This is a genomic window from Streptomyces endophytica (assembly GCF_026153355.1).
Lineage (GTDB): Bacteria > Actinomycetota > Actinomycetes > Streptomycetales > Streptomycetaceae > Streptomyces > Streptomyces endophytica.
In genome coordinates, this window is record NZ_CP110636.1 from 3,502,004 (window position 1) to 3,528,940 (window position 26,937).

Genomic DNA, 26,937 nt, shown 5'->3' on the forward strand with positions numbered 1-26,937 from the left:
TCAGGCGTGCCGGGGGCCGACGGAACAAACCAAGGGTGGGGGTTCGGTGTTACGCGTCCATTTCAGTGGACTCGATCTGGCCCGTGTGCGCATTGCGGCACGCCCGGACGCGCTGTGGGAGACCGTCTTGAGCTTTCACCGACTGCGTGACCGGAGGGACGATTCGGCGTTCGGCAAATGGCGATCGGAAACACGGGGAAAGTTGAATGGCGAAGCGCGTCTGCTGGCGCCGCTGGTGCCCACGCGGGGCTATTTCCCCGATTTCCTGACGCCCGCCGAAGGGCTCCTCGGGCTGGCCGACGCGCTCGCCGCACTGCGGGAGACACCGGCCGAACGGCTGCACACCGAGCTGTCCCGGCTCTCCACCGCCGCCCGTCCGCTCCCGTCGTGGATCCGGGCGATGGCCGACGGTGAGACCCGCGCGCTCGGCCGCCTCGCCACCATTCTGCAGGGCTACTACGAGGCGGCCGTCGCCCCGCACTGGGCGCGCATCCAGGGCCGCATCGAGGCCGACCGGGCCGCCCGCGGCCGGGCGCTGCTCGACGGCGGCGCGGACCGGCTGCTCGCCTCGCTGCCGCCGATGATGCGCTGGCGCCCGCCGGTCCTGGAGGCCGACTATCCGGTGGACCGCGATCTCCATCTCAACGGCCGCGGCCTGCTCCTGCTGCCCTCGTACTTCTGCCGCCGCACCCCGGTGACGTTCCACAACCCGGACCTGACGCCCGTCCTGGTCTACCCGGTGGAGCACCCGGCGCCGCGGCTCACCCCGCACGTACCGTCCGAGCGATGTCTGGGCCGACTCGTCGGCAAGACCCGCTCGGCGATACTGCAGGGCGTCGGCGTCGGCTGCACCACCAGCGAACTCGCCCGCCGGGCCGACGTCTCGCTGGCCTCCGCCAGCCAGCACGCCACCGTCCTGCGCGACGCCGGCCTGCTCACCACACTCCGGCAGGGCAACGCGGTGCTGCACACCCTCACGCCGCTGGGCGCGGCCCTGCTGCGCGGTGCCCGGCCCGCGGAGGACGCGGCGTACGAGCGGCTGGCGTGACGCCGGGGCCGCGTACGGGTGGCGGCGGGTGCGGGCCGGGGCCGGGACGCGGGGTCGGCGTGCGGAGCGGGCCGCGTACGCCGGACGGGGGCCGGCACCCTCCTGCGCCGTGCGGGCGCGGCGTACGCCATCAGTACGGGCGGTCGCCCGCGATGGCGACCCGTTCGGCGACCCGGCGCTGTGTGCCGTAGTCGTTCACGGCGTAGTGCTGGGTGGCGCGGTTGTCCCAGAAGGCGAGGTCGCCCGCCTGCCAGCGCCACCGCACCTGGAACTCCGGCACCTGCGCCTGCTGGAACAGCAGCCGCAGCATCCGGTCGCTCTCCGCCTCGCCCCAGCCGCGATCCGGGTCGTGAAGGAGGCGTTGACGAACAGCGTCCGCCGCCCGGTCTCCGGGTGGCGGCGCACCACCGGATGCTCGACGGGCGGGAACTCCTCCTGGAATGGCGCCAGTTGAGCCGCCGAGGAGAAGCGCGCGAAGCCCGGGAGATAGTCGTGCACCGCCCGCGCCCCGTCGATGCGGGCCCTGATTTCCGACGGCAAATTGTCGTACGCCGCGGCCATATCGGCCCACAGGGTGTCTCCCCCGGAGTCCGGTACCTCTCGAAGCTGCAACACCGGGCCCAGCGCCGGGCGTTCCCGGAACGTGACGTCCGCGTGCCATACGTTCTCGAACGTAGGAACCGCGCCGGCCGCCTTGTCGAACCGCACCACCTCCTTCGTATCTCCCTGCGCCAGGAGCGGATTGGACTCCAACTCCCCCCAATTCGCGGCGAATTCGCGCTGTGACTCGGAAGTCAGGTGTTGCCCGCGGAAGAACAGCACCTTCCACTCCAGCAGCGCCCGGTTCAGCTCCGCCCGCAGCTCCGCGGTCAGCGGCCGGGACAGGTCCAGCCCACGGATCTCGGCCCCGAGGACCGTCCCCCGCGGTACGACCTCGAAGCGCTCGTAGGGCCGGTCCGTCCATCCGTCGGGCGTACGACGCACTCTCCGCGGTCCTTCGTAGAGGCCGTCGGCGGGGATGCGGTGGGGGCGGAGGGGAGGGAGGGGGACAGCGGGGAGGGGGCGAGGGACGTCATGGGGCCTCCTTGGGGAAGGGAGACGGCACGGCCGGAGGAAGGGGAGGGTGCCGGTCGCGGGCGGGGCGGTGGGCGCGAGCCCGAAGGGAGAAGGCGTTCAGGTCGTACGGAAGCGACTCAGGTCGCAGGGAAGCGACTCAGGTCGTACGGAAGCGGCTCAAGCCGTTCAGGCCGTACGGAAACAACACGCGGGGGGAGACCCCACCCGACCGCGGCGGCGCAGGAAGCTCAGGCCGCGGGGCGCACACTCACCGTGGGGGCCGCGGTCGCGCGGCGCCGCCTCACGTGGCTTCGGGTGCGTGCTCATGCCACGCACCGTACCCCATACGCCGGCGACCCATGCCGCCCTCAGTCATCGATCCCGCTGCGCTCCACCCCCGCGACGATGTACCGCTGGAGCAGCAGGAAGACGACCACCAGCGGCACGATCGACACCGCCGCCGCCACGAACAGCTCGTGCAGATTGAGGTTCTGCGCGGTGGTGAACGTGGAGAGCGCGACCTGCACCGTCCACGCCTCCTGGTCCTGCCCGATCACCAGCGGCCACAGGAACGCGTTCCAGGCGCCGATGAAGACGATGGTGCCGACCGCGGCGAACACCGGCCGGGCGTTGGGGACGACGATGCGCCAGTACGTCCGCCAGTAGCCGAGACCGTCGACCCGCGCGGCATCCTCCAGCTCCCGGGGGAAGCCCAGGAAGTACTGGCGGAAGACGAAGCAGGCGAAGGCGCTGAACAGCGTCGGGATGATCAGCCCGCGCAGGGTCGAGATCCATCCCAGGGTCGACACCAGCACGAAGCTCGGCACGAACGTCACGGCCGCCGGCACCATCAGCGTCCCGAGGATCGCGTAGAAGACGGCATTGGCGTACCGGTACGGAATCCGCGCCAGCCCGTAGCCCGCGAGCGAGGCCAGGACGACCGTACCGACCGTCGTCGACACCGCGATCAGCGTGGAGTTCAGCAGGGCCCGCCCCAGCGGCAGGTTCGGGTCGCGGAAGACCTCGGTCAGGTTCGACCACTGGAGGTCGTGCGGGAAGAACGTCCAGTCGGGCGAGGTGATGTCCTGCTCGCTCGCCAGCCCGTTCCGCACCAGGAGGTAGAACGGGACCAGGAACAGCAGCGCCAGCGCGACCAGCAGCACCCCGCGCAGGGCCCGCCCGGCCTTCGTCAGGGCATCCCGCGTCTGTGGGTCTCGCTTCGGGTTCCGCATCCCGCTCAGTCCTCCCTCGTGCGGCCGAGGCCGAACCAGCGGGCCTGCAGCACCGTCGCTACCGCGATGATCAGGGCCAGGATCACCGCGCCGGCACTGCCCAGCCCGAGATTCTGGTCCTGGCCCAGCGCCGTGTAATAGAGATAGACCAGCGGCGGCCGGGCGTACGGCGGATAGCCACGGGCATCGCTCAGCAGGTTGTAGAACTCGTCGAACGCCTGGAACGCATTGATCACCAACAGCAGCACCACGGCCACGGACGTGGCCCGCAATTGCGGAAAGGTGATGTGCCGGAACGTCTGCCAGCCGGGCCGCGCCCCGTCCACCGCCGCCGCCTCGTACAACTGCGGGGAAATCCGCTGCAGTCCGGCCAGGAACAGAATCATGTAGAACCCGGCCTGCAGCCACAGCCGTACGGTCACGATGACCAGCCAGTACCAGGGCGGATCCGTCGTCGACAGCCAGGCGATGTCGCCGCCCCCACCGAGCCACCCCAGCACCGTATTCGCCAGCCCGAACCGCACCCCGTTGAAAATCGACAGCTTCCAGATCACCGCCGCGACGACGTACGAGCACGCCGTCGGCAGGAAGAACACCGACCGGAAGAACGCCTGGGCGATCCGCAGCCGGTTGACCATCAGCGCCAGCCCCAGCGACAGCGCATAGGTCGCCGGCACGATGAACGCGGTGAAGACGAGGAAGGTCCCCAGGCTGCTCAGGAACGCATCGTCCCCAGCATCGCGCCGTAATTGCCCAGCCCGACGAAATCCGCACCGCTGGGGCTCACCGTGTTGTGCGCATCGAAGAAGCTGAGATAGACGCTCCACGCCAACGGCACGTACGTGAACAACCCGAGCCCGACGACGAACGGCCCGACGAACACCCAGAACCACAGATTCCGCCGCTGCGGGCCGAGAATGCGGTCTGCGCCCACCGTCCGGCCCCTCACGTCCTCTTGACCCGCTGGAGCTCGGCGTTGACCTTCCGCACCACGCCCTTCAACTCGGTCTCCGGGTTGGCGCCGTCCTTGATGATCCGGCTCAGCGCATCCTGATAGGCGGTACGGTCCGCCGTGGTCCACAACAGCGGTTCCGCATGGCCGTGCTCCGTCGCGAACCGCACCGCGTCCGCGGCCGCCCCCTCCTGCAACTGCTTGGCCTTCTTCGCCAGCGAGATCCGCGCCGGGATGTGGAACCCGTACGACAACGCGAAATCCTGCTGGAAGTCCGTCCGGTCCACCCACAGCCATTTGGCGAAGGCCTTCGCCTCGGCCTTCCGCTTGCTGCGCGCACTGACCGCGGACCCATAAGCACCCACCGGAACGGCCGGCTTCCCGCCGGAGCCTTCCTTCGGGAAGGGCAGCACCCCGAAGTCGTCCCCCAACGCCTTCTTGATCTGCGGCAGCGCCCACAATCCCGACCACTGCATGGCGGTCAGCCCCTGAAGGAACGCGGCCGGGTCCGACCAGTCCGTAGGAGCCCCCAGCAGGAGCGACTTGTCGGCGTACAACTGCCGGATCTTTCCCAGCACCCGCGCCGCGGCCGGATCATCGAACCCGACCTTCCCGTCCTCATCGATCAGACTCAACCCGGCGGCGAAGAGCGGCGTGCCACTCAGCACTCCCACCCCACCGTCATTGCCCAGAAAGAGCCCCTTGGACTTCTTCGTCGTGAGCTTCTTGGCCGCGTCCACCAACTCATCGACCGAGGACGGGGGTTCGACTCCCGCGTCCTTCAACGCGCTCTTCCGGTAATAGAGCATCTGCATGTCGATGACCTGCGGAATGCCCCAGACCTTTCCCTGCCAGATCTTCGGTGCCAGCACCGCCTGGTTGAAGTCGTCCTTCACCGGCTCGACCTCGGCCGTCAGATCGACGACCTGCCCGCCCTGGATCTGGTCCAGCAGCGGCCCGTTGACCTCGAATACATCCGGCCCCGAGTCGGTGAGCAGCGCGGCCGCCGTCTGCCGGTCGTAATCGCCCGGCCGCCACTGCACACTGACGTGAGCCTTCTTGTACGCCGCCGCATACCGCTTCACGGCCTGCGCGGTCCCCGGCTCCCCGTACTGGTGGTACCACTGGCTGATGCCGGAACCGGAACCGCCGCCCCCGCGGCCGGTGTTGGCACCGCACGCGCTGGCCAGTCCGGCCGCCAACGCGACTCCGCCCCCGGCCGCCAGCAGTCTCCGCCGCTCGATCCCCGCCATGACTCGCTACCCCTGCCGTCGTCACCACCGCTGCCCTGCCACCGGTGATCGTCGATCACCGCACCGTGCGACCGTCCACTCTGCCGCACGCCCGTGACACGCGCAGTGCTTCTCGTTGCTTCCCGTTGCTTCCCGTTGGTTCTCTACGAACCGTCAGGTGGCCGGGCCCGCGACCCTGAACGCAAAGCGATCGCCTCCGCACGCCGCCGCCCGCAGGAAACCGGTCGCTTACGCCCGCCGCCCCTGCCACCCTTCCCTCATGAACGCCGCCACAGCCCTCCGCCCCGAACCCGGTCCCGAACCCGGTCCCGAACCCGCTGCGTTCCCGCGGAAGTACTCCTCATCGGGGGGCGGGCCGGCGTCGGCAAGACCACCGTCGGCTGGGAAGTGTCCGTCCTCCTTCGTGCCGCGGCCGTCCCGCACGTCATCATCGAGGGCGACTTCATGGGCCAGGTGCACCCCGCCCCACCCGGCGACTCGGACCGCTCCCGTATCACCGAACGCAACCTCACCGCCCTCTGGGCCAACTACGCCGACCTCGGCTACCGGCGCCTGATCTACACCAACACCGTGAGCGTCCTCCCCCATTCCGAGGCCATGTTCCTCCGCGCCCTCGGCGCGGACACCCGCCTCACCCGCGTCCTGCTCACCGCCAGCGACGCCACCACGGACGAACGGCTCACCGCCCGCGAACTGGGCTCCGAACTGGACCACGAACGCCGCAGCAGCGCCCGCAAGGCCCGCCTCCTCGACGAGCGTGCCCACCCCGACACCCTCCGGGTCACCACCGACGACCGCACCGTCCCGGACATCGCGCGCGACGTCCTGACGGCCACCGGCTGGACCTGAACCCCGAGCCGCCGCTCTAACTCGTATGAGCAGTCGTCAGCGCCGCCACGACCGCTTCCACCGCCGCCTCCCAGGCATACGGATAGCCCCCACATACATCTCCTGAGGGAGCCCCGGCCCCACCGCGACATCCGGTATCGAAACCCTGAGCGTCTTCCCTCCAGCGCGAGGTGGTGGGTCACCCTGGAGTCCCCGCTCGCGTCCGGATCGCTGTCGACGTCTCGTCCCGCAGCGCAAGCCCCCGCCTCACGAGCTCGGCCACCAGCCGGTCCCGGTTCGCCCAGATGGTGCGCCGCGCCGCATCAAACGCCGAGAGATTCTCCACGAGCTCATCCCAGGCATACGACACCCCGTTGTGCACCACCGGCCAACTCCCGTCCTCCGCGGCGGTTTTCACCACCGCGAGAGGCACCCCAGGCATGACCACGTCCCCTCATAGCCCGGCGGGCACTCGAAGGAGAACTGGAGGCAGCCAGGCCACTCGTCATCCGCCTCCCCGTCCTCGAGCCCCGCCCAGGCTCCTCACACCCGCGCTCCACGAGCTCGGCCACCAGCGCCGCCATATTCGCCCGCGCCCAGGCCGCGACCTGATCCTCATCGGCGAGGATGCTCTCCACGTCGTAGCCCTGGCGCTGCACACCGTCACTGTCAGTCGTCATACGTCAATTCTGACGGCCCCCACTGACAATCGCCCGGGCCCGGGCCGTTCCCGGAAGGGAGCTCGTCATTCACCGTCCAACCCGAGGGTCAAGGGCCATGGGTCACGGGTTGGGGTGGTGGCGCTTGCGGTAGAGGGCGATCGCTGATTTCGGGGGGAAGTTGGGGACGAAGGTCAGTGCGCCATCGGTCTTGGAGACCACGGCGTGGCTGCCGCCGAAGGAGCGTGGCTCGGTGGGCGGGAAGGTGGCGTAGATGAGGTAGCCGATGTCGAATTCCTCGACGTGGAGGGCGGCCGGGGTGCCGTCGTGGCAGCGGGGCTTGAAGCGTGCGCTGGCGATTTCCAGCGCTTCCTCGGGGGTCGCAGGAATCCGGGGCGCTGACTCCGGCGGCGGATCGGTCTCCGGCATGGGGTCTTTCTCCTCGTTGGGTCGAGCTCAGGGCTGATGGAGCGTGCTGACGCGTCGGCGCCTGTCAGGGGTTGTGGAAGGCGTACGCCCAGGCGGGGGCTTCGGCTCCGGTCGGGTCGATGTGCCGGTGGGCGGTGAGGACGTGGTGCGGCACGAGGTATGCCTCGTCGTCGCCGTCGATCAGTTCCTTGGTGAGGTGGCCGGTGATCCACAGCGCCACCATGGTGAGGAAGTTCTCCAGGCTCTGTGCCGCGGGCAGGGCCGCGAGGTGGTCCTCGTCCGGTTCGGAGGGGATGCGCAGTACGTGGCCGGTGGGTCCGTCGATGACGAGTTTGCCGCCCATCCAGAAGCCGATCTGGAAGAACGGTCCGGATTCCGCTGCGGGGGTGATGTCCGAGGGCCAGGGGATCTCGTCGAAGACGGTCATCCGGTGATCGCCGAACGGGTAGATACCCATGCCGTTTTCATCGCTCATCGCGGGCAGCCCGAATTCGATGAGCGTGCGGCGCGTCGATTCGTCCGTCAGCCCTTCGGGCAGCGTGTGTTCCGGGAAGGAGTGGATGTGGTGCGCGCCGTAGATCTCGGCCAGGTCCGCGGGACTAGGCGGAGGGGCGTCGACGGGAGTGACCGCGGAGGCGAGGTCGTAGCTTCCCGTGAAGGGCTCCTGGTTGGCGTAATTCGGAAGGGAGAAGGAGCCTCGCTCGGGTTCGGGCCGTGTGGGTTCGATGGCGAAGAGACCGCCTGAACCTCCGAGGATCACCTGATTCCCGATGAACAGGGCGGGGCTGTCCAGAAGGAGGTCATGAACGCTTTCTTCTTCGGACATCGCCTCCTCAAGGTCTTCGACGGATTCCGGGCCGGGAAGATCATTCCCTGATGCGGATCGCCAGGACAGATCGCCATGATGCTCTTCTGGGATCTCGTCGTTCCAGGGACCGGCGAGGTGTTCACCGGTATCCGCGTCCCAGATGTCCGCGCGCGCCGACTCGGTGTAGAGGCTGGCGACGGCGGCGCGGCCCTGCCACCGCACTTCGGTCAGTCCGTCGATACGACCTGGTTCGAGATAGCGCCAGTGGCAGCCGCCCGGCGGGCGCCAGTGCGTCCACTTCGCCTTCCAGGGCAGGCGCACACCGGATGCGGCAACCGCGGCGGCGAAGGCGTGATCGCCACGGGCAGTGGCCATCAGATGCAGCCAGGCAGCCCACTCCTGCTGGTGCGCAGGGATCACACCGTAGGACCAGAGATAGAGCGCGGCGCCGGCCGCGGAATTCCCGGGAAGGTCGTCGAGGAATGCGCAGCGAGCGGCGTCCAACAATGTCGTCTGCGGAATGTTGGCCACCGTGCCGCCGTCCCGCAGGAGTTCCGCGAAAGGCCCCTGCTGTTCCTCACCGAATGATCCAGCAGCGGCGACCTGGGCCTGTGCGGCGTGCATGGCGAGCCCCATGGCGGCATATCGCCCCTCCGGACCGGACTTCGCCCACCCCTCGGCGTGACGGAATTCGGGGGACTTCCGCAGCAGCCATGCGGCCATGTGCCGGTCGACCCGTCCGACTTCTTCGTCCGACGCATCCCGGCGCAACGCCTCCGCCAGGTCCTCGTCAACGAATGCCACCCCGTGCTCTCCGGACACCAGGTGGTCGGAGAATTCCTCCAACAGGCCCCGGAGAACCGGCTCGGTGGCCGGCTCCGGGCCCAGCGCCGCGGTGAGTTCGGCCCACACGCACATCGGCACGACGCGAGGGCGCGCCAATGCCAGCGCCCGGAGGGGCGCCGGCCGGTCCGCCTCGTCGGCGCCGTGTCCGTGCTCGGGTCCCTGCAGGTGGAAGACCGTCTTGGGTCTGCGCGGCAGCCTGTCCGGGGTGTGGTGGAGGACCACCACCAACTGGAATCTGCTCAGGCTCCTGGCGGCTTGGGACAGCAGTTGATCCGGTTCCGACGACCCCCGGGTACTGCCCGCCTGGTGAGCATTCGCGATGAGGACGAGTCGACCCGCGTTCTGCCGCCGGAGTGCCGTACGCCATCGAGACCGCTTGCCCGGTGAGAGGTCGACACCGAGCAGCCGCAGCACCTCGGAGAAGACCTCCTCGGTGGTACGGCCGGCGGCGTCCACCAGGACGCTGCCTTCGGTCTGCCGGTGGATGTCCTCCAGGACGGCCACAGCGGCAGTTCCGGAGGTGGCGACGAGATGGGCCCATTTGTCCCCTGGGCGCCAGTTCTGCCGCCAGGCGGAGACCAGTGCCACGATTTCCTGGCCTGATACTCCTGGCGGCACCTGATTGCGCTCTGTCACACCGAATCCTCTGACTGCTGGGCCTGATTGCGCTCTCGCTCCAGCTTAACCATCTGAGCTTGAACCTTGGACCACAGCTCTCCCACGACCTCCAGGTGGCCGTGAATTTCGGCGTCGTTGACTTTCTTGTTCTCCAGCCGGATCTTCTCGACCTGCTTTTCTATCTGCTTGTCGGTCAGCCCTTCCTTCTGCAGTTCCTTCTGCTGCTGCGCGGGAGTCAGATCTCCCATGTCGGCGAGCAGTTCGTCACGTTCGGCCAAGAGCCTCTGGCGTTCCCGAGGGGAATCGTCTCGATATGTGGTGCTGTAGTAAACGGGAACTCCGGTCATGGCGTCGGCGTCCCGGATCGTCTGCGAGCAGTCGGCGTGTCCGGTGTTGCCCGCGCGCAGACCACAGGGCTCTCGCTCCGTGTAGAGGCCGGCGATGTTGTAGGGGGCCTTGACGCCGTCGGCCCCGTTGATCGCTCCCATCCAGTCCAGGAGATGTCGTTCGGAATGCCGCGGTGTCACACCGTCGGTCATCGCCGGTACCGACGAATCGATGACGTAGGTGCTGTTCCCGTCCTTGTCGACCACTTCGATGACGGCGAAGTTCTTGTCCGTGAAGTCGGGGGTGTTGGGGAACGACGCGGCGAGGACCGCATCGATCTTGTGCGGATTCCCGCTCGCCCGATGCTCCGCCTGCAGATTCTTGAAGGCCTTGTCCGAGTCGGTCCCCTGGCGCCGGAACTCGCGCGGGAACTTGGGCTTTGCCTCCGTGCGTCGTCGGGCTCCCACTGAATCGTGATGGGTCTCCGCCGGATCGGGATCGCCGCTGGCCTTCTTGGACCCCTGGTACGGACTGTCGTTTCCAGGCATGCGCTCGGGGCCGCTGCCGACGGCGTTGTTCGCATGGAAAGAGAGGCTCATTCGCGCAATGGTGGCGACGACCACGTGACGCTGCCCGTCATCCATTTCGGCGAAGTTCTTGCCGAGGAGGTCCCGGAGCTCCTTTTCCGTGAGGGCGGCCGGCGGGACATTCTTTTGTTTGAGCTCTGCGAAGGCCTTGTCGTGGGCCGCAGCAGCCTTGCTGACCGCATCCTGGGCATCCTTGACGGCCTTGTGGTGAGCCTGAGTGACGTTGTCCTTGGCATCCTTGCGGCTCTTTTCTGCCGCATTCAGCCGCTGTCGGGCGTCGTCGAGGGCCTTCCTCGTCGCATTGACCGGCTGAGTGACCTGCTCGGCAGCGAGACGGCGCTGCGCGGCCAGCCTCAGCAGCTGGGCGAGGGGCGGCTCGACCCGGTGGCCGTCCTTGTCCCTGAGGTCGTTGCCCTCGGAGTCCTTGGGTACCTCACACCAGTTCCTGAGGTGGGCATAGACGGGCTCCAGGTCATCGATCCGATAGACCTTGTGGCCCTTCGGTTGTTCGTGATCCCGGAGAGACGCCTGCGAGGCGTCCGCCGGAATGTCGTTGTGAACCTGGTCCGTCGACTCCGGGTCGGGAAGATTCTTGTTCCGCTCCTCGCGGGTGGCATCGGCCCGGTCGTCATCGGGCGTGTGCTGTGTGCCAGCGGGTTCCGCCGGGGCACGGCGGGGTTCTCCGGCCGGGGCATCGTGGTGGGGCGTGCCGGACACGCCGGGCCGATGGGCCGGCGAGGGAGTGCTGCGGTCGGTGGGGGAGGCGGTGCCCTGGTTGGCCGGGGAGCCGTTGTCCCTGTTGGGCCGTGCGTTCGGGGACCCGGGGCCGTCGTTGGTGGGACGGCCGGCGGGTATGGGACGGCGGTTGGGGTCGAGCGGGATGGCGAAGACGCCGTGGTCCCCGCTGTGCAGGGGCTTGTCGCTGCGCCGACCGGTCTGCGGGTCGACGTAGGTGATCTTGCCGTTGTGGTTGACGACGTTCCACGCGTGGGCGCGGCCGTTGGCGTCCTGGGTGATGACGACGGCCTGGGATCCGTGACCGTTGTCGAGGAGGGTCGTCTCTAGGCGACGGAACGCGTCGGGGCCGTCACCGTGATCGGTGAACCGGGCGCCGAGCGTGCTCTCCATGCGGTCGCGGCCGCCGCTCTCACCACGGTCGGACGGGGTGCCGTCGGGGTTGTGGTCCGGAGTACGGGCCGCCGCGACGGTGGGGTGCCCGGAGTAGGTGTCGGCGAAGGAGAGGGCCGCGTCGGGGCAGTTGTTGGTGCGACCCGGCTGGCCGTGGTCCTGACCGTTGACGTCGTTTACCCAGGTGCCCTCGTTGGGGTCCGGGTGGCGCTGCGGAGAGCCGTCCTCGTTGCGCGGGACGCTGTGCTCCAATGCCTGCTGGTCATCCGGGTTCGGAGGCACCAGGCCACCCGGATCCCGGTCGTACGGCCGGGTGTCCTCGGCAGGGAAAGTGGGCTCATGGTGCTCCGCGTCCTGCCGGGGCCCCGCGAACTCGCCGGAGTCGTGGTCGGTGGACGAGTCCCCTTCCGCATTCGAGTCGGTGTCCTTGTGCGCATCACCGGAGTCCTGATCCGAGTCCTCGGCAGGGTTGCTCGATTCCTGCTCGGCATCCGGGTGCGCGTCCGCGTCCGCGTGCGAGTCCGAGTCCGTGTCCGGGTCCGAGTCCGAGTCCGCGTCGATGTTGGAGTCGGCGTCGGCGGTCGGGTGGGGCTCGGGAGCCGTGTCGGACGTCGTGTCCTTGGCCGGGGTGGCGTCGGTGTCCGCAGGGTCCGTTGTGTCGGCCGGAGGCTCGCCCTCGGTCTTGGGCTCGCCCTCGGCCTTGGGCTCGGAAGTCGGCTGTTGGTGCGTGCCGTCCTGGTCGTCAGGTGTCTCGGTCGGGCTCGACGCGTCGGTCGGGTTCGACGCCTCGGCCGGGCCCGGCAGGTCAGCCGGTTCTGCGGAAGTCGGTGCGTCGTCCGATTCCGGGTGGTCGTTATCGCTGGTGCTGTCGTTGCTGTCGTTGCTGTCGTTGACGTCGCCGTTGTCGGGGGTGTCCCCGGACTGTTCGGAGGTGTCCCCGGACTGTTCGGGGTCATCGGCGGACTGTTCGGAACCGTCGGCGGACTGCTCGGGTGCGTCGGCGGACTGTTCGGGGGCGTCGGACTCGGAGTCCGATTCCCACGGGTGGATCGGGTTGCCGTCGGCGTCGAGGGGGATTGCTACGACGTAACCGGCTTCCAGGTGGATGGGGGCGTCGCTGACCTCGCCGGTCTGGCTGTCCACCCAGATGACCTTGCCGTTGTGGTTGACGGCATTGAAGGCGTGACCGCCGCCTTCCGGCCAGTAGACACCGACCACCGCAGCGGAACCGTGTCCGGCCTGGTCCAGCTCCGCGGCGATGTTCTGGTAGGCGTGGGAGGCGTCGTCACCGTAATCGACGAACGGGCCGCCCGCCCACCGCTCCAGGTTCGCGACGGAGTCGTCCTCCGGCGACCAGTTGTCGGGTGTTCCGTCGGGTTCGGTGTCCAGGGTGCGGGGTGCGGACACCTGCGGGTTGCCGTACCAGCTTTCCAGGAACGAACGGGAGCAGTCGGCACAGTTGTTGGAACGGCCCGGCTGTTCGTGGCCACCGTCGTTCTGGAGCTGGCTCCAGGGCTCGAACGGGTCGGCGAAGAGCTGGGGGGTGCCGTCGGGGTTGCGCGGGTGAGCATCCTCGAGCGCTTGTTGGTCGCTCGGGTCGGGCCGCTGCAGACCGCCAGGCTCATAGTCCAGGCTGTCGCGGATCGAATCGAGACTCTCGGGCCCGAACTCTTCGGACTGGTCCCACTGGTCGGGCTGGTCCGGCGTTTGCTGCTCGGGGGCGCTGTCGTCCGGGGTCGGCTGGTCCTGGTGGGACGGGGAATCGTGAGCGTCCCCATGCGGCTCGTGGTTCTCCGGAGCCGGGGCGTTGTCCGCATCCGATGTGTTGTCCACATGCGGCATACCGAAGTCGCCACGGGGCCGTTCGCTCGACGAGGCCGGATCCTGGTGACGGGGCTGATCGCCGGAGTGGCCGTCTCGCACTCCCGGCTGGGCAGGACGACTCTGCTCAGGACGCGAGCCCTGCGGTGCCGGTCGATCCGACCGCGGCTGCTGGCGCGCCTGCTGGTTCGGCTGGGCCTTTTCGTTCTGATTCGGGCGCGGGTTGTCCGATCCCGGGGTGCGGGGCGCGCGCTCCGGGGACGGCGAACTGCCGGCGGTGCCGGGTGCGCCTGCCGGGTGCTGTGGGTTCTGCTGCTGGTACGGGTTGTGGGTCTGGGGCTGCTGGTAGGACTGCTGGGTGTACGGGCCCGGCTGCTGCTGGGCGTACGGGTTCTGCTGATGGGGCTGCTGCTGCGGCTGGGCCTGCTGGTGCGGCTGGGTGTACGGGTTGGGCTGCTGCTGTTGGTACGGCCCAGGCTGTTGCTGTTGGTGGGGCTGTTGGTACGGGCCGGGCTGGTGCTGGGCGTGCGGCTGCTGCTGCGGCTGCTGGGTGTACGGGCTCGGCTGCTGGTGCTGCTGCTGGTGGGGTTGCTGGTATGGCCCGGGCTGCTGCTGGTGCTGTTGCGGCTGCGCGTATGGGTTCGACTGCTGCGGGTGCTGCTGGGCGTACGGGTTGGGCTGCTGGTGCGGCTGTGCGTACGGGTTGGGCTGTTGCTGGTGGGGCTGCTGGGCGTAGGGATTCGGCTGCTGCTGCTGGTGCGGCTGCTGTTGGGCGTACGGGTGCTGTTGGTACGGCCCGGGCTGCTGTTGCTGTTGCTGTTGCTGGTGCTGCGGCTGCTGGGTGTACGGCTGCTGCGCGTACGGGTTCGGCTGCTGAGTGTGGGGGCCCGGCTGTTGCTGGTGGGGCTGGTTGTACGGGCCGGGTTGCTGTTGCTGAGGCTGTTGTTGTTGCTGGTGTGGCCCAGGCTGTGGCTGCTGCTGTTGCGCGTACGGGTTCGGCTGCTGCTGTTGGGTTTGTGGCTGGGGCTGCTGCGCTTGCTGCTGCTGGGGCTGCTGCTGCGGCTGGGGGTGCTGCTGGGGCTGCGGTTGCGGTGCCTGCTGTGCCTGCTGCTGGGGTTCGGCTGCTGCTGTGGCTGCGGCTTCGGCTGCGGCTGCTGGGTCTGCGGCTGGGTCTGGGGCTGCTGCGCTTGCTGCTGCTGGGGCTGCGGTTGCGGTGCCTGCTGTGCCTGCTGCTGGGGGTTCGGCTGCTGCTGTGGCTGCGGCTTCGGCTGCGGCTGCTGGGTCTGCGGCTGGGTCTGGGGCTGGGGCTGCTGCGCTTGCTGCTGCTGGGGCTGCTGCTGCGGCTGGGGGTGCTGCTGCTGCGGTTGCGGTGCCTGCTGTTGGGGGTTTGGCTGCGGCTGCTGGGTCTGGGTCTGGGTCTGGGTCTGGGGCTGGGGCTGTGCCTGTTGCTGGGGGTTCTGCTGCTGCGGCTGGGGCTGCTGCTGTTGCGGCTGTGGCTGCTGCTGGGGCTGCGGTTGCTGAGTTTGGGGCTGGTGTTGTGCCTGAGGGGTTTGGTTTTGGTGGGTGGCGGGGTCGAAGGGCTGGCGGTTGGCGTCGAGGACGAGGTGCCAGACGCCGTCGGCGCTGGTGTTGATGGGCTGGTGGCTGACCTTGCCGGTCTGGCTGTCGACCCAGACGACCTTGCCGTCGTGGTTGACGGCGTTGAAGACGTGGGCGCCGCCGCCGGAACCGTCGGGGTTCTTCGGCCAGGTCACGAGGACGGCGGCGGCCGCGCCGGGGCCGGCCTGGCGGAGCTCGTCGGCTATGCGGTCGTAGCCGTCCTTGGAGTTCGGGCCCGAGTTGCGGAACTTGGCGCCCGTGTACTCCTCGATGTTGCGGGTGCCTTCGCGCTCGCCTGAAGCGCGGTCGATGCCGCCCTTGCCGTCCGGGTCGTACGTGCGGACCCCGGACACCTGCGGGTTGCCGTACCAGGACTCCATGAAGGAGCGGGTGCAGTCGGCGCAGTTGTTGGAGCGGCCGAGAACGTTGGGGCCGCCGTCGTTCTGGAGCTGGGCCCAGGGCTGGAACGGGTCGTTGAACGCGCGCGGGGTTCCGTCCGGGTTGCGCGGGAAGCTCGTCTCGAGTGCCTGCTGGTCGTGCGGGAACGGCGAGTACAGGCCGCTGGGCTGGTGGTTGAGGCCGATCCGGACGTCGGTGTGGCTGCGGAGGTTCGACGGCTGGGGGACCGGCGACTGGTGTTGCTGCTGCGGCGTGGGCGGTTGCTGGTGGGGGGTGGGCTGCGCCTGGTTCTGGTGGTGGGGGGACTGCTGCTGGTGGGGGACCGGGACCGGCTGCTGGTGCGGGACCGGCTGTTGTTGCTGCGGCTGCTGTTGGGGGTGGGGTTGCTGCGGCTGCTGGGTCTGCGGCTGCGGCTGGTTTTGCGGGGTTTGCTGGTGGGGCTGCTGCTGCTGTTGCTGGTTCGGCTGCTGGGACTGGGGCTGCTGCTGTTGAGGCTTCGGCTGCTGCTGCGGCGCCTGCTGCTGGGGATTCGGCTGCTGGTTGGGCGCCTGCTGCTGGGGGTTCGGCTGCTGGTGGGGGGTGTTCGGGGTGGGAGCAGCGGGGGACTGGGCGCCGGGGGTGGTCGGAACCTGCGCGGGGGCGTCGGGCCGGGGGCGGTCCGAGCGGTTGGGGGCAGGCTGCTGCTGTCCGTCTTGCGGGCGTGACGCATCGGGACGTGACGCATCGGGACGTGAAGCGTCGGGGCGCGACGTCTCTGGGCGTGCCGAGTCCGGGCGCGTGGCGTCCGGGCGTGAGGTGTCCGGACGTGCCGAGTCGGGACGTGCCGAGTCCGGGCGTGAGCTGTCCGGGCGGGTGGCGTCGGGACGCGGTGCAGAGTCGGGGCGGGGGCCTTCCGGACGGGTGCCCTCCGGGCGGGGGCGTCGTTGCGGGGGGTGGTGGCGCCCGGGGTTTCGGGGCGGGTGGGGTCGTCGCGGCGGGGGCCGTCCAGGCGGGGGTTGTGCGGGGGGCGCTCGGGGGTGGGCTGCTGGGTGTGGTCCTGGACGATCTGGGAGCCGTCGGGGCGGCGGTTGGCGCCGGGCGGCGTGGTGGGGGCGTCCCGGCGGGGGCCGTCCAGACGGCTGTCGTGCGGCGGGGGCGTCGTCTGGTCGCGGCGCGGGCCGTCGAGGCGGGGGTTGTAGGCGGGGCGGTCCGGGGCGGGCCACTGGGTGTGGTCCTGGATCGCCTGGGAACCGTCGGGGCGACGGTTGGTGGGGCGTGCGGAGGCGTTTCCGCCGGTGGGGGAGGGGGTGGTAGGGGTGGTGGACGGAGTGCTGGTGCGGGGCGGGGTGTTGCTGGAGGGGGTGCTGGCGGCGCGGGGCGGGGTGCCGGCCGTCGGGGCACCGGCCTGATGCGGGACCGCGCCCATCATCATCGGGCCGTTCGCCTGGGGGGAGTTGGGCTGGGCCTGGGGGGTGGGGCTGGTGGGGGCCGCGCTGGGGGAGTCGGCGGTGTGCTGGGTGGGCGGGGGGAGGGTGGCGGTGCCTGCGGACTGGGTGGTGACGGTGGTGTCGTCGCCGCCGTCCACGGTCGGCATGGGGTCGCCGGGGGCCGGGTCGCGCTGCTGGATGGGCTGGCTGGACGGCGCGTGCTGGACCGGGGCGCCCTGCGGGGTGCTGAGGTGCGGCACGGAGGGGCGGCCGCCGGCGCCACTGCCGGAGTTGTCGCCGTTCGCGGTGCCGGAACCTTCGTGGGAGCCCGGGGAGGGTTCGCCGTACGAGGGCGGGTTGCCGGCTACCGCGTCGGTGGCCGGGGAGGGTGCCGCCGGGGTCGGTTGGGTGCCGACGTTGTCCGCGTCCGGGCGGATCGCCTCGGGTGTGGTGTCCCGGGCGGGCTGGGTGCTGATGCCGTCGTGGTCGGGACGGGCCGCGTCCGGAGTGTTGTCGTGCGCGGGTTGGGTGGTGATGCCCTCGCTGTCCGGGCGGGCGAAGTCGGGGGTGGTGTCCCGGGTGGGGTGAGTGCTGGTGCCGTCCGTGTCGGGGCGGGCCGAGTCCGGGGTGTTGTCGTGCGTGGGCTGGGTGGAGGCGCCGTCCGTGTCGGGGCGGGCCGAGTCCGGGGTGTTGTCGTGGGTCGGCTGGGTGCTGGGGCCGTCGGTGTTGGGGCGGGAGGAGTCCGGGCCGCCGTCGGGGGTGTGGGAGGGGGACGAGTCATGGGACGCGCTGTCGTTGCCGCCGGCGTAGCCCTCGTCGAAGGGGGAGCGCTGGTCCGGGGGCGGCAGCGGCTGGGCCGGGGGACGTCGTGCCGGGGCTGCGAGCCGTTCGGGGAGGAGTCGGAGCCGTCGGAGGTGGGGGAGTTACCGGAGTGGTTGGAGTTGCCGGTACCACCGGAGTCACCAGAGTTACCGGAGTCACCAGAGTTGCCCGTGCCGCCGGAGTTCCCGGCGTCACCGGAGTTGTGGTCCGAGGCCGGGGTGGTGTCCGAGGGGCGGGGGGTGTGGCTGCCGCCGCCGTCGCTGGGGCGGTTGCCGTCCGAGCCGCCGTTGCCCGAGCCGTTGCCGCCTCCCGAGTCGTGGGAGGAGGAGCTGCCGCCCGAGCTGCTGCCGGAGCCCGCGCCGCCGGAGCCGCTGTCGTGCGAACCGCCGGCACCCGAGCCGGACCCCGACCCGGAACCCGACCCGGAGCCACTACCCGACGAGCCGCTGCCAGAACCCGACCCGGACCCGGACCCGGAGCCCGATCCGGAACCCGACCCCGAGCCGCTGCCGGAATCGCTGGAGTGGCTACCACTGCCGCTACCGCTGCCACCGCCGCTATCGCTGCCGCCGTCGCCGTGTTCGCCGCCGCCCCCATGGTCCCCGCCGCGTCCGGCGGCGTGGTCCAGGCCGCCGCGGGCGCGGTGGCCGGCGCGGTGGCCGGCGCCGTCGCGGAGGCTCTCGCCGAGGGTCTCGCCGGTGTTCTTGATCGCGTCGGTGGCGGCGCTCTGGCCCTCCTTGAGGGTCCGGCCGAGGTTGTAGCCGTTCTGCGCGCCGAAGTTCTGGTTGACGGTCTGGGCGATGATGTCCGAGACCATGGCCTCCAGGGCGGAGATCACCGGCTCCTTGGCGGCCTCCAGGATCGCGTCGAGCAGCTGCTTGGCGACCTCCTTGAGGATCTTGCGGACCATCTCGCGGGTGGCCAGGGTCGCCGCCGCGCCGCCGATTTCCGATAGGCCCAATGTGAAGGGTGCCGCGGCTTGTGCGGCGATGATTTCGGCCGCCAATATCGCCAATTGGACGATGACGGCGATCTTCATGCCGATGACGAGTGCGGCGGCGGCCTCGAAGGTGAAGGCGATGACCTCCGCCGCCTCACGGGCGTCGTTGAAGTAGCCCGAACCGCCACCGAACTTGTCCCACGCCTTGCTGAAGCCCTCGATGGAGTCGCCGGCGTTCTGGCTGAGCACGTTCGACGCGGCGGTCGTGCCGGTGGCCTGGTGGCCCTCGACGTCCGCGGCGAACTGACGCCAGACATTGGCGCACTCGATCAGCTTGTCCTCGTCGGCGGTGGGCCAGTTGAAGCCGAGCATCTCGAGGACCCACTCAAGAGCGTTCGGCAGCATCATGGACAAGGTGGAGCTCCCCGTGAAATTTGCGCATAGCGGCGTGGTGCGGATGCGGGCCTCGCGGGGAGGCGCGCTCGTCAGAAGGGCGGGACCCGGGTCACACAAAGGTGTGACCCGGCAGGGTGTGCGGTCCGGCCGGGCCTGTGGTCCGGCCGGTCGGCTCAGTTCTTGGCCGGGTACCAGGCGGTGGTGACGACCTCGTCGGGCTGCTGCTGCTTCGTCGGGTCCTGCCAGGCCTGCTTGTTGTCGACGTGCTGCTTCATCAGCGCGTCGTTGAAGTCCTCGTTCTCCGCGTGGTTCTTGGACATATCGGTCAGCGCTTTGCCGATTTCCTGGAGCTTCGCGGAGAGGTGGCCCATCGACTCGTACATGCCGTCACGCACGCCCTCGTAGGCCACGCCGAACTTCTCGCCGAGGTCGTCGTCCCCCACGGCGGAGCGCCGTCCTTGCTGTCGAACGTCGTCAGTCCGCCGATGAACTGCTGGCCGAACGACTTCTCCTCCGGCTTGGGCGCCTTCGAGGGGTCGGCCGGCGGGCCCGCACCCAGCGCGCTCAGGCCGTTCATCAGCCGCGCCACGGACTGGTAGAAGTCCTCGCCGAGCTTGGTGAAGTTCGTGCCCTCGGACTTGAGGGACTCCACATCGGTCTGAAAACCGCCTGCTCCGGCCACAACGCCCCCGCGTTCGTAACGGTTACCCAATGAGATGTTCAAGGTAAAGCTTAGCTGTCGCCGCTGACATGCCGACAGGTGCCGCCGACCCGGCTCCGCCCGGGCTTTCAGGCCTCGGAAGACGGGCGGTAGACCCGGCGGTAGAGCTCCTCGATCTCCGCCGGGGGGAAGTTGGGCAGGAAGGTCACATCGCCGTTCTCCTTGTTGATGACGACGTTGCTGCCACCGGGCGACGCGGGCGGAGCGGTGGGGTCCTCGGGGCGGGCCAGCCGGCGTGGACGAGGTAGCCGAGGTCGAATTCGTGGACGTGCAGGCTGATGGGGCCGTCGGGCGAACCGACCTCGGGGAAGTGCCGGCGGCCGATGTCGAGCGCCTCGTCCGCGTTCGCCGGGACGGGCCGGGGGCTCTCGTCCGCCGCCTGCGGGGGCAGTGGGGGAGGCGTGGGCGGCAGGGACCCGTCGTTCCCCGATGCCGAGGGGCCAGCAACCATCGGGCTGCCGCCACCCATCGGGCTGCCGCCACCGTCGAGTTGCCACCCGTCGGGACGGCCCCGGCTGGTCGCTTCCCGGCTGGTCGGAATCGGTCATGTTGCTGTCCCCTCGGCGCTGATCCGGTCGATGATGGTCAACTTAACTCACGCGCTGAAGGCTTGAATGGTTCGCCCGAGAGCAGGACCGTCCGCTGGCCGTCCGGGGCGTTGGTCGCGCGGCAGCTCACTCGAAGTTGACCAGCGACAGCCAGAACTCCAGCAGGTCCGTATCGCCGGTGACGGTGAAGGCTTCCTGGTCGGAGGAGTGGCGGCCGTAGATGAGGAGCAGCAGGTCGGTCAGCGGGGCGCTGACCGAGACGGCGGCCGGTTCCTTGGCGCGCCGCCAGGCCAGGGTGTCGCCGGTGAGGTCGACGAGCCAGTCGGCGGCGGCTTCCGGCGGGGTGTCCGTGGCGTGGAAGTGGAGCGTGCGGCCGGGGCCCAGGAGGGCGCGCCGGTCGGGGTGGAAGTCGAACATCTCGGGCAGCGAGCCGAGTTCCATCCACTCGTCGAGGGCGTCGAGGGCGACCGGCCGGGTGACGGAGAAGTCGGCGTGCAGGGCGAGGGTGGCGTCGGCCCGGTGGATGACCGTCTCGTGGCACATACGGCGCGCGAAGAAACGGGGGCTCCCGGAGGGCAGCGGAGTCCAGATCCGGGCCTCCGGGCCGGCGGTGCGGAGGGTCGCGGCGAGCAGCTCGGCACCGTCGATGAGCCAGCCGGCGAGGGTGGCGGGCGGCTCGGTGGTGTCCCGGGAGAGGACGCGCAGGGCGGTGTCGGGCGGGGGTGCGGTGGCCCGGGTCCGTACGACCTCCGCGACCCAGCGGTGGGCCTCGCCCAGGTGGCGCAGCAACTGGGCGAGGTTCCAGTCGGGACAGGACGGTACGGCGGGGCCGAGGTCCGTGTCCTCCTTGAGGGCCGAGCCGAGCAGGAGGGACTGGGTGACGATTTCGGTGCAGTGGCTGTCGTAATCCATGGCGGGACGCATGACGTCACCGTAGGCGCCGTCACTGACCAGAACGGGCCATGACGCCACCAACAGGGTTATTACCGACAACTGTTATTACCGGCAATCGGGCCGTCGATAACCGGGCCGTCGGCCACCGGGCTGTCGGCAACCGAGCTGTCGGCCACCGGGCCGTCGGCAACCGGAGCCGTCGACAGCCGGAACCGCAGCCGGCAGATCACCGCGTCCGTGTCGCGGCGGACCGCGTGGGCGACGACCGCGCCGCGCTGGTTCTGCAGCAGCCGCTGCCACAGGCGGGCCGGCTCGGCCTCCGGGATGAGGACGGTGATGCGGGTGCCGGGGCGGCGGGCGGTGAGCCCGGTGACGTAGTCGGCGATGGGGCGGCCGAGGGAGCGGGTCGCGGAGGGCAGTTCGAGGAGTTCGACGCCGGGGCTCCACAGCTCCCAGTCGCGGCGCAGCGCCTCGGCGGCCGGGCGGTCCTCGGGGGTGTCGTGGGTGACGGTGACCGCCACGACCTCGTTCCCCAGGGACACCGCCGCGTTCAGCGCCTCGCAGGTCAGCCGGGACAGGTGCGAGACCGGAACGATGACGAGGGAGTGCGCGCGGCGCGGGGGTTCGGGGATCCGGCCGAGGCCCAGGCGGTCGCCGATCCGGGCGTAGGCGCGGTGCACCGCCTCGAAGGCGAGGACCAGTACGGGCAGGGCGATGACGACGAGCCAGGCGCCCTCGGTGAACTTGGTGGCGGTCACGACCAGCGCCGAGACGCCGGTGAGCAGCGCCCCGCACCCGTTCAGCAGGGCCTTGCCGCGCCAGCCGGCGGAGCGTTCCAGGCGCCAGTGCCGGACCATGCCGACCTGGCAGAGGGTGAAGCCCACGAAGACGCCGATGGCGAAGAGCGGGACGAGGGTGTTGACGTCGCCGCCGGAGAGGGCGAGGAGGATCGCGGCGGCCGCCGCCAGGGCGAGCACACCGTGCCGGTGGACCTGGCGGTCCGCCTTCAGGCCGAAGACGTGCGGCAGGTGGTTGTCCCGGGCGAGCAGGCCCATGAGGACGGGCAGCCCGCCGAAGGAGGTGTTCGCGGCGAGGGCGAGGAGCACCATGGTGGCGAACTGGACGACGTAGAAAGCCCAGTTGTGGCCGAGCGAGGCGTCCGCGAGTTGGGCGAGGACGGTGACGCCCTCGACCGGCTGGAGGTGGAACCGGCCGATCAACAGGGACAGGCCGATCAGCATCACGCCGAGCAGGGCACCGAGCGCGACCTCGGTGCGCTGGGCCCGCCGGGTGGCCGGGGCCCGGAAGGACGGCACCGCGTTCGCCACCGCCTCGACGCCGGTCAGCGCCGAGCAGCCGGCCGCGAACGCCTTGAGCAGCAGCAGGGCGCCCACGGCGGTGGCGTGGTGGGCGACGACGGAGGCGTGGCCGGCCGCGGTGACGGTGGAGGCGGGCGCGTCGCGGAGCAGGCCGGCCACCACCATCGCCAGGACGGCACCGATGAAGACCGCGGTGGGGACGAGGAACGCCTTGGCCGAGTCGACGATGCCGCGCAGGTTCACCCCGGTGATCAGGACCAGGACGGCCAGGCAGATCCCCAGCCGGTCGGCGTAGAGGCCGGGGAAGGCCGAGGTGAGCGCGGCCACGCCGGCCGTCACGGACACCGCGACGTTGAGGACGTAGTCGAGGACGAGGGAGGCCGCGGCGACCAGGGCGGCCCGGCGGCCGAGGTGGGTCCGGGCCACCGCGTACGAACCGCCGCCGTTCGGGAAGGCGGCGATGACCTGCCGGTACGACGCGACCAGGACGGCCAGCAGGGCGGCGATGGCGAGCGTGACCGGAAGCGTGAAGCCGAGCCCGTGACCGCCCGCCGCGGCCAGGACCAGCACGACCGCCTCGGGCCCGTACGCGACGGAGGCCATGGCGTCGAGGGAGAGGGCGGAAAGGCCCTGGAGCGCGGTGAGCCGGTGGCGGGCGTCGGGGTCGGGGTCGGGGGCGGCGGAGGGCGCGACGGCACCGCGGGCGGTGTCCGGGCGGCCATCGGGCTGGGACACCGTCGACATCGTGCGTCGTACCTCCGTGTGCGGTGCGGTGCGGCGCAGTGCGCTCCGCGGTGCGCTGTGCCTGTGCCTGTGCCTGTGCCTGTGCCTGTGCCGGGTGTCCGGCTGGACCAGGCCAGCGTGCGGGCCCCGGCGGTGGCCGGCGAGCGGCCTTGGCGCCTCCTTGGCGCACGAAAGGACGTTCTTCACGGGTCCTTGACGCCCCGCCGCCGCTGCCCGACGGCAGGCACCCGTCGTCACGGCCGGATCCCGCGCCCCGCATGGCCGCTTTCCGGCGCCCGTGTCAACGCCTCGTCATCGTCGCGTCAAGGTTCGGCGCGACCGCATCAGTGCCCTGTAAATGCCTGGGGAGGCCACGGTGCGCCGCCCTAGCGTCGAGGCATGGGACGGCGACGGGGCCTGGGGCCCGGCTTCACGAGGGACGGGGACGGCGCAGGCGAGGACGGCGGACGACGGGTCGCGTGGCGGCGGCCGGTCGCCCGGTCGGCGATCCCCCCGCCCCTGCCCGCCAACGAGACCGTCCACGACCGGACCTGGCTGCCGGAGCTGCGCGCCACGCTCTGCTGCACGGCCGGGCTGCTCCTGGTCATGCTGCTGGTCGACCTCGCCAACGGGACCCTCACGCCCTGGCGCGCCGGGTGCTGGGTGGCCGTCGCACTGGTGCTGTTCGCGGTCCTCTTCCCGCCGCGGGTGACGGCCGGGGACGGCTGGCTGCGGTCCCGTGGGCTGGTGCGCGGGCACCGGGTCGAGACCGACCAACTCGTCGTCGTACGGCGCACCGACGGCATGGCGCCGCGGCTGGTGCTCCGCGACGCCCGGGGCGGCCGGGTCGAGCTGGACCCCAAGGTCCTCAGCGCCAACCCCGTGCTGTGGCACCGCCTCGACCAGGGGGTCCGCCGCTCCCGCGAGCGCGGACTGCTGCGCTGCGGGGCCGCGACGCTCCAGGTGCTGGCGGAACGGATCGATCAGGACGGCGCGCGGGCGGTGTTCGAGGCGTCCGGGCTGGAGTGAGCGCCAACGGCTGATGTGTGGGTTCCCGGGGTGAGCACCACACGGCCGATGCGTGGGTTCCCGGAGGGAGTGCTCAGCCGGACGGGCGGGCCGCGGAGAAGTCGTAGTGCACGCCGGTCAGTTGCTCCGAGGCGGCCCAGAGCCGCGCGCCGTTCGCGTCCTTCTTCGTCCAGGGGGCGCGGAAGGACTGCGCCGGGGCGCCGCGCAGCCCGTTGCGCGGGCCGACGAAGGAATCCGGCCGCATGTACGGGGCGGTGGCCGCGCAGAGGGTGCCCAGCGCGCCGCCCTCCGCGGGCTGGGCGATCAGGCGGTTGCCCAGCCCGATGACCCGTTCCGCCGAGCTGCGCCCCTCCATCCGGACGCCCGCGGTCTGCAGGTTGGTGGCCGCGTAACCGGGGTGCGAGGCGGCCGCGACGAGCGGCGAACCGGCCGCCGCGAGCCGCCGGGTCAGCTCGTGGACGAAGAGCAGATTGGCGCTCTTGGAACGGCCGTAGGCGGTCCAACGCCCGTAGGAACGCTCGCCGTTGAGGTCTTCGAAGTCCAGGTCCGCGAGGGCGTGCAGCATGCTGGAGACGGACACGATGCGGGCTCCCGGGGTGGCCAGCAGCCGGGGCAGCAGCAGACCGGTGAGCGCGAAGTGGCCGAGGTGGTTGGTGCCGAACTGCATCTCGAAGCCGTCGGCGGTGGTGCGGTACGGCAGTGCCATCACGCCCGCGTTGTTGACGAGCAGGTCGAGGCGGTCGCCGGTGAAGCCGTCGAGGGTGGCCGCGAAGTCCCGTACGGAGGACAGGTCGGCGAGGTCGAGCGGCCGGAACTCGGCCTCGGCGGCGGGTATTTCGGTGCGCAGCCGGTCCAGGGCCGCCTTGCCGCGCGAGGCGCTGCGGCAGGCCAGCACCACGCGGGCGCCGCGGCGCGCCAGTTCGCGTGCGGTGATGTAGCCGATGCCGCTGTTCGCGCCCGTGACCACCGCCGAGCGGCCGGTCTGGTCGGGGATGTGGCTGGTGTTCCACCGGGTCACGCCTGCACTCCTCCCTACGGGGCCGGCGGCCGAGGGGCGTTGGGCCAGTGGCCGACGAGCCGACGGATCATCCACCCTACGCCCGAGTAGCCCGGCGCTCGGCGGCGGGCCCGAGGGCCGCCGCCGAGCGGCCTCACTCGCCCTCCGCCAGGCGCTTGATCGCCGCCAGGCGGGTGTCCCAGGTGGCGGCCAGCCGGTCCATCCACCGGGCGGTGATCCCGAGTTGCTCCGGTACGACCCGGTAGCGCGCCTCCCGGCCCGCCCGGTGGCCGACGACCAGTCCGGCCCGGTCCAGGATGCCGAGGTGCTTGACGATGGCCTGGCGGCTGACCGGCAGTTCCGCCGCCAGGACCGTGGCGGTCGCCTCGCCGTGCGCGGCGAGCGCGTCGAGTATCCGGCGGCGGGTCGGGTCGGCCAGCGCGGCGAACACCTCCGTCGCGGCGTCCACGGGTGGCTCCCCGCCCGCCGTCCCGCCGTCCGCCGTCCTGCCGTCCGTCGTCATGCCGCGAGCCGCTCCGCGTACTGCCGGACGTTCTCCATCTGGCCGGTCCAGCCCTCGGAGTGGCTGTCGTACCCGGCGGTCTTGATCCGGTCCTCGGGGATCTCGATCTCGGCGAAGCCGGTCTCCACGACCCGCAGGCGGGTGCCGCCGTCGCCCTCCGGTGTCAGGGTGAACTCGACGAGGGTGGAGTTGCCCTCGACGGCCACTTCGCCCGGGTGGGCGCTGGCCCAGCGGTACGAGAAGCGGTGCGGCGGGTCCACGGTGACGACGGTGGTCGGGAATTGGCCGTACGCGCCGTGGTCGAGGTGCATGATCCCGCCCGGGCGGAGGTCCACCGGGGTCGGTTCGCCCTGGCCGAACCACGAGCCGACGTGCTCGGGCTCGGTCAGGACCGCCCAGACCCGCTCGACCGGCGCGGCGATGCTGATCTCCCGCTCGATGCGGTTGCGCGCGCGGTCGTCGCCGCGCTCGTCGGTGCTGTCGCTGTGGGTGCTCATGAGGTGCCTCCTGGCGTTCCGGCGGTGCTCCCTTGCGCTACGTGCTACCCAATGGTTGCACGTAGCGGAGGGAGGTGCAACCAGGAGGTTGCGCGACGGCTCGGTCAGTCGTTGCTCCGTACCCGCACGCCGTACACCGGGACCGACACCGACGGATCGTCGAGGCAGTCGCCCGACTCCAGGTCGAAGCGCTGCTTGAGCAGGGGCGAGGCCACGAACGGGCGGCCGTCGACGCTGCCGGTCAGGCCCCGGGAGAGGACCTGGGCGCCGGTGAACGGATCGCGGTTGCCGATCGCGTACGGCCGGCCGGCCCGGTCCGCGAAGAGCGCGGCCTGTGTGCCGTCCGGGAGGAGGGCGGCCACTCCGCGCCCCGGGGTGAGGTCGTCCGGTGTGCAGACCGGGAGCCAGTCGCCCTCCGGGCCGCGGACCTCGACGAAGGCGGTCGCCGTGCCCTCGGACGTGCCGGGGGCGGTACCGGTGGTGGCTGCCGGGAAGGCGGCAACCGCTTCAGGGGAAACGGTGGTGGTCATCA

The 26,937-nt window shown here is 70.8% G+C and carries 20 protein-coding genes and 3 pseudogenes; 6 read left to right on the forward strand and 17 right to left on the reverse strand.

The window, feature by feature from the left end:
- Positions 1–202: 202 nt before the first annotated feature.
- A complete protein-coding gene (locus OJ254_RS15615) occupies positions 203–1,048 on the forward strand; it encodes an ArsR/SmtB family transcription factor (RefSeq protein WP_265362811.1) in 846 nt (281 codons plus the stop codon).
- Between the two features lie 130 nt (positions 1,049–1,178).
- Here the strand turns inward: OJ254_RS15615 and OJ254_RS15620 are convergent.
- From OJ254_RS15620 to OJ254_RS15635, 4 genes and pseudogenes are all read right to left on the reverse strand, one after another.
- A pseudogene (locus OJ254_RS15620) lies at positions 1,179–2,068 on the reverse strand (TauD/TfdA dioxygenase family protein).
- 404 nt (positions 2,069–2,472) lie between these two features.
- Entirely contained in the window at positions 2,473–3,336 is an 864-nt protein-coding gene (locus tag OJ254_RS15625) for a carbohydrate ABC transporter permease (RefSeq protein ID WP_265362812.1), read from the reverse strand.
- Positions 3,337–3,341: 5 nt separating this feature from the next.
- Positions 3,342–4,285 (reverse strand): annotated as a pseudogene (locus tag OJ254_RS15630) (carbohydrate ABC transporter permease).
- A complete protein-coding gene (locus OJ254_RS15635) occupies positions 4,282–5,541 on the reverse strand; it encodes an ABC transporter substrate-binding protein (protein WP_265362813.1) in 1,260 nt (419 codons plus the stop codon). The pseudogene OJ254_RS15630 and the gene OJ254_RS15635 overlap by 4 nt, the downstream one beginning before the upstream one ends.
- 387 nt (positions 5,542–5,928) lie before the next feature.
- On the opposite strand from OJ254_RS15635, the gene OJ254_RS15640 reads away from it, so the two are divergent.
- Complete coding sequence (locus OJ254_RS15640) at positions 5,929–6,390, forward strand: hypothetical protein (RefSeq protein WP_265362814.1); 462 nt, start codon at positions 5,929–5,931, stop codon at positions 6,388–6,390.
- A 761-nt stretch (positions 6,391–7,151) separates the two neighbouring features.
- On the opposite strand, the gene OJ254_RS15645 is transcribed toward OJ254_RS15640, so the two are convergent.
- The 3 genes from OJ254_RS15645 to OJ254_RS15655 form a co-directional block, all read right to left on the reverse strand.
- Positions 7,152–7,457: a hypothetical protein gene (locus tag OJ254_RS15645; RefSeq protein WP_265362815.1), complete on the reverse strand. Its 306-nt coding sequence runs from the start codon at positions 7,455–7,457 to the stop codon at positions 7,152–7,154.
- A 64-nt stretch (positions 7,458–7,521) separates the two neighbouring features.
- Positions 7,522–9,699, reverse strand: a complete 2,178-nt coding sequence (locus OJ254_RS15650) for an SUKH-4 family immunity protein (protein ID WP_265362816.1) — start codon at positions 9,697–9,699, stop codon at positions 7,522–7,524.
- 44 nt (positions 9,700–9,743) lie between these two features.
- Positions 9,744–13,613, reverse strand: a complete 3,870-nt coding sequence (locus tag OJ254_RS15655; protein WP_265362817.1) for a toxin glutamine deamidase domain-containing protein — start codon at positions 13,611–13,613, stop codon at positions 9,744–9,746.
- Positions 13,614–13,889: 276 nt separating this feature from the next.
- Here OJ254_RS15655 and OJ254_RS15660 point away from each other — a divergent pair, with 276 nt between their 5' ends.
- Positions 13,890–15,113, forward strand: a complete 1,224-nt coding sequence (locus OJ254_RS15660; protein ID WP_265362818.1) for a hypothetical protein — start codon at positions 13,890–13,892, stop codon at positions 15,111–15,113.
- A gap of 188 nt (positions 15,114–15,301) precedes the next feature.
- On the opposite strand, the pseudogene OJ254_RS31630 reads toward OJ254_RS15660, so the two are convergent.
- A pseudogene (locus OJ254_RS31630) lies at positions 15,302–15,571 on the reverse strand (toxin glutamine deamidase domain-containing protein); the annotation flags it as partial.
- Between the two features lie 279 nt (positions 15,572–15,850).
- On the opposite strand from OJ254_RS31630, the gene OJ254_RS15670 reads away from it, so the two are divergent.
- A complete protein-coding gene (locus OJ254_RS15670; RefSeq protein ID WP_265362820.1) occupies positions 15,851–16,294 on the forward strand; it encodes a hypothetical protein in 444 nt (147 codons plus the stop codon).
- Between the two features lie 1,066 nt (positions 16,295–17,360).
- Here the strand turns inward: OJ254_RS15670 and OJ254_RS15675 are convergent.
- Positions 17,361–19,166, reverse strand: a complete 1,806-nt coding sequence (locus OJ254_RS15675; protein WP_481005567.1) for a WXG100-like domain-containing protein — start codon at positions 19,164–19,166, stop codon at positions 17,361–17,363.
- Positions 19,167–19,327: 161 nt separating this feature from the next.
- A complete protein-coding gene (locus tag OJ254_RS15680; RefSeq protein WP_265362822.1) occupies positions 19,328–19,597 on the reverse strand; it encodes a hypothetical protein in 270 nt (89 codons plus the stop codon).
- 15 nt (positions 19,598–19,612) lie between these two features.
- Between OJ254_RS15680 and OJ254_RS15685 the strand changes: the two genes are divergently transcribed.
- Complete coding sequence (locus OJ254_RS15685; protein ID WP_265362823.1) at positions 19,613–19,753, forward strand: hypothetical protein; 141 nt, start codon at positions 19,613–19,615, stop codon at positions 19,751–19,753.
- A 267-nt stretch (positions 19,754–20,020) separates the two neighbouring features.
- On the opposite strand, the gene OJ254_RS15690 is transcribed toward OJ254_RS15685, so the two are convergent.
- From OJ254_RS15690 to OJ254_RS15700, 3 genes are all read right to left on the reverse strand, one after another.
- On the reverse strand, positions 20,021–20,326 hold the full coding sequence (locus OJ254_RS15690; protein WP_265362824.1) for a hypothetical protein: 306 nt from the start codon (positions 20,324–20,326) through the stop codon (positions 20,021–20,023).
- Between the two features lie 223 nt (positions 20,327–20,549).
- Complete coding sequence (locus tag OJ254_RS15695) at positions 20,550–21,347, reverse strand: maleylpyruvate isomerase family mycothiol-dependent enzyme (RefSeq protein WP_265362825.1); 798 nt, start codon at positions 21,345–21,347, stop codon at positions 20,550–20,552.
- Between the two features lie 59 nt (positions 21,348–21,406).
- Positions 21,407–23,380 carry an APC family permease gene (locus tag OJ254_RS15700; RefSeq protein ID WP_265362826.1) on the reverse strand — a complete coding sequence of 658 codons (1,974 nt, stop codon included), beginning with the start codon at positions 23,378–23,380 and terminating at the stop codon, positions 21,407–21,409.
- Between the two features lie 378 nt (positions 23,381–23,758).
- Between OJ254_RS15700 and OJ254_RS15705 the strand changes: the two genes are divergently transcribed.
- Positions 23,759–24,388, forward strand: coding sequence for a hypothetical protein (locus OJ254_RS15705; RefSeq protein WP_265362827.1), 630 nt, complete (start codon positions 23,759–23,761; stop codon positions 24,386–24,388).
- Between the two features lie 73 nt (positions 24,389–24,461).
- Here OJ254_RS15705 and OJ254_RS15710 read toward each other — a convergent pair whose 3' ends face one another.
- The 4 genes from OJ254_RS15710 to nirD form a co-directional block, all read right to left on the reverse strand.
- Positions 24,462–25,406: an oxidoreductase gene (locus OJ254_RS15710; protein WP_265362828.1), complete on the reverse strand. Its 945-nt coding sequence runs from the start codon at positions 25,404–25,406 to the stop codon at positions 24,462–24,464.
- A gap of 133 nt (positions 25,407–25,539) precedes the next feature.
- A complete protein-coding gene (locus OJ254_RS15715) occupies positions 25,540–25,854 on the reverse strand; it encodes an ArsR/SmtB family transcription factor (RefSeq protein WP_265362829.1) in 315 nt (104 codons plus the stop codon).
- Positions 25,855–25,904: 50 nt separating this feature from the next.
- The gene (locus tag OJ254_RS15720) at positions 25,905–26,405 is read right to left on the reverse strand and encodes an SRPBCC family protein (RefSeq protein ID WP_265362830.1); all 501 of its coding nucleotides are present in this window, start codon (positions 26,403–26,405) and stop codon (positions 25,905–25,907) included.
- A gap of 104 nt (positions 26,406–26,509) precedes the next feature.
- The gene (nirD, locus tag OJ254_RS15725) at positions 26,510–26,935 is read right to left on the reverse strand and encodes a nitrite reductase small subunit NirD (RefSeq protein WP_265362831.1); all 426 of its coding nucleotides are present in this window, start codon (positions 26,933–26,935) and stop codon (positions 26,510–26,512) included.
- Between the last annotated feature and the right edge of the window lie 2 nt (positions 26,936–26,937).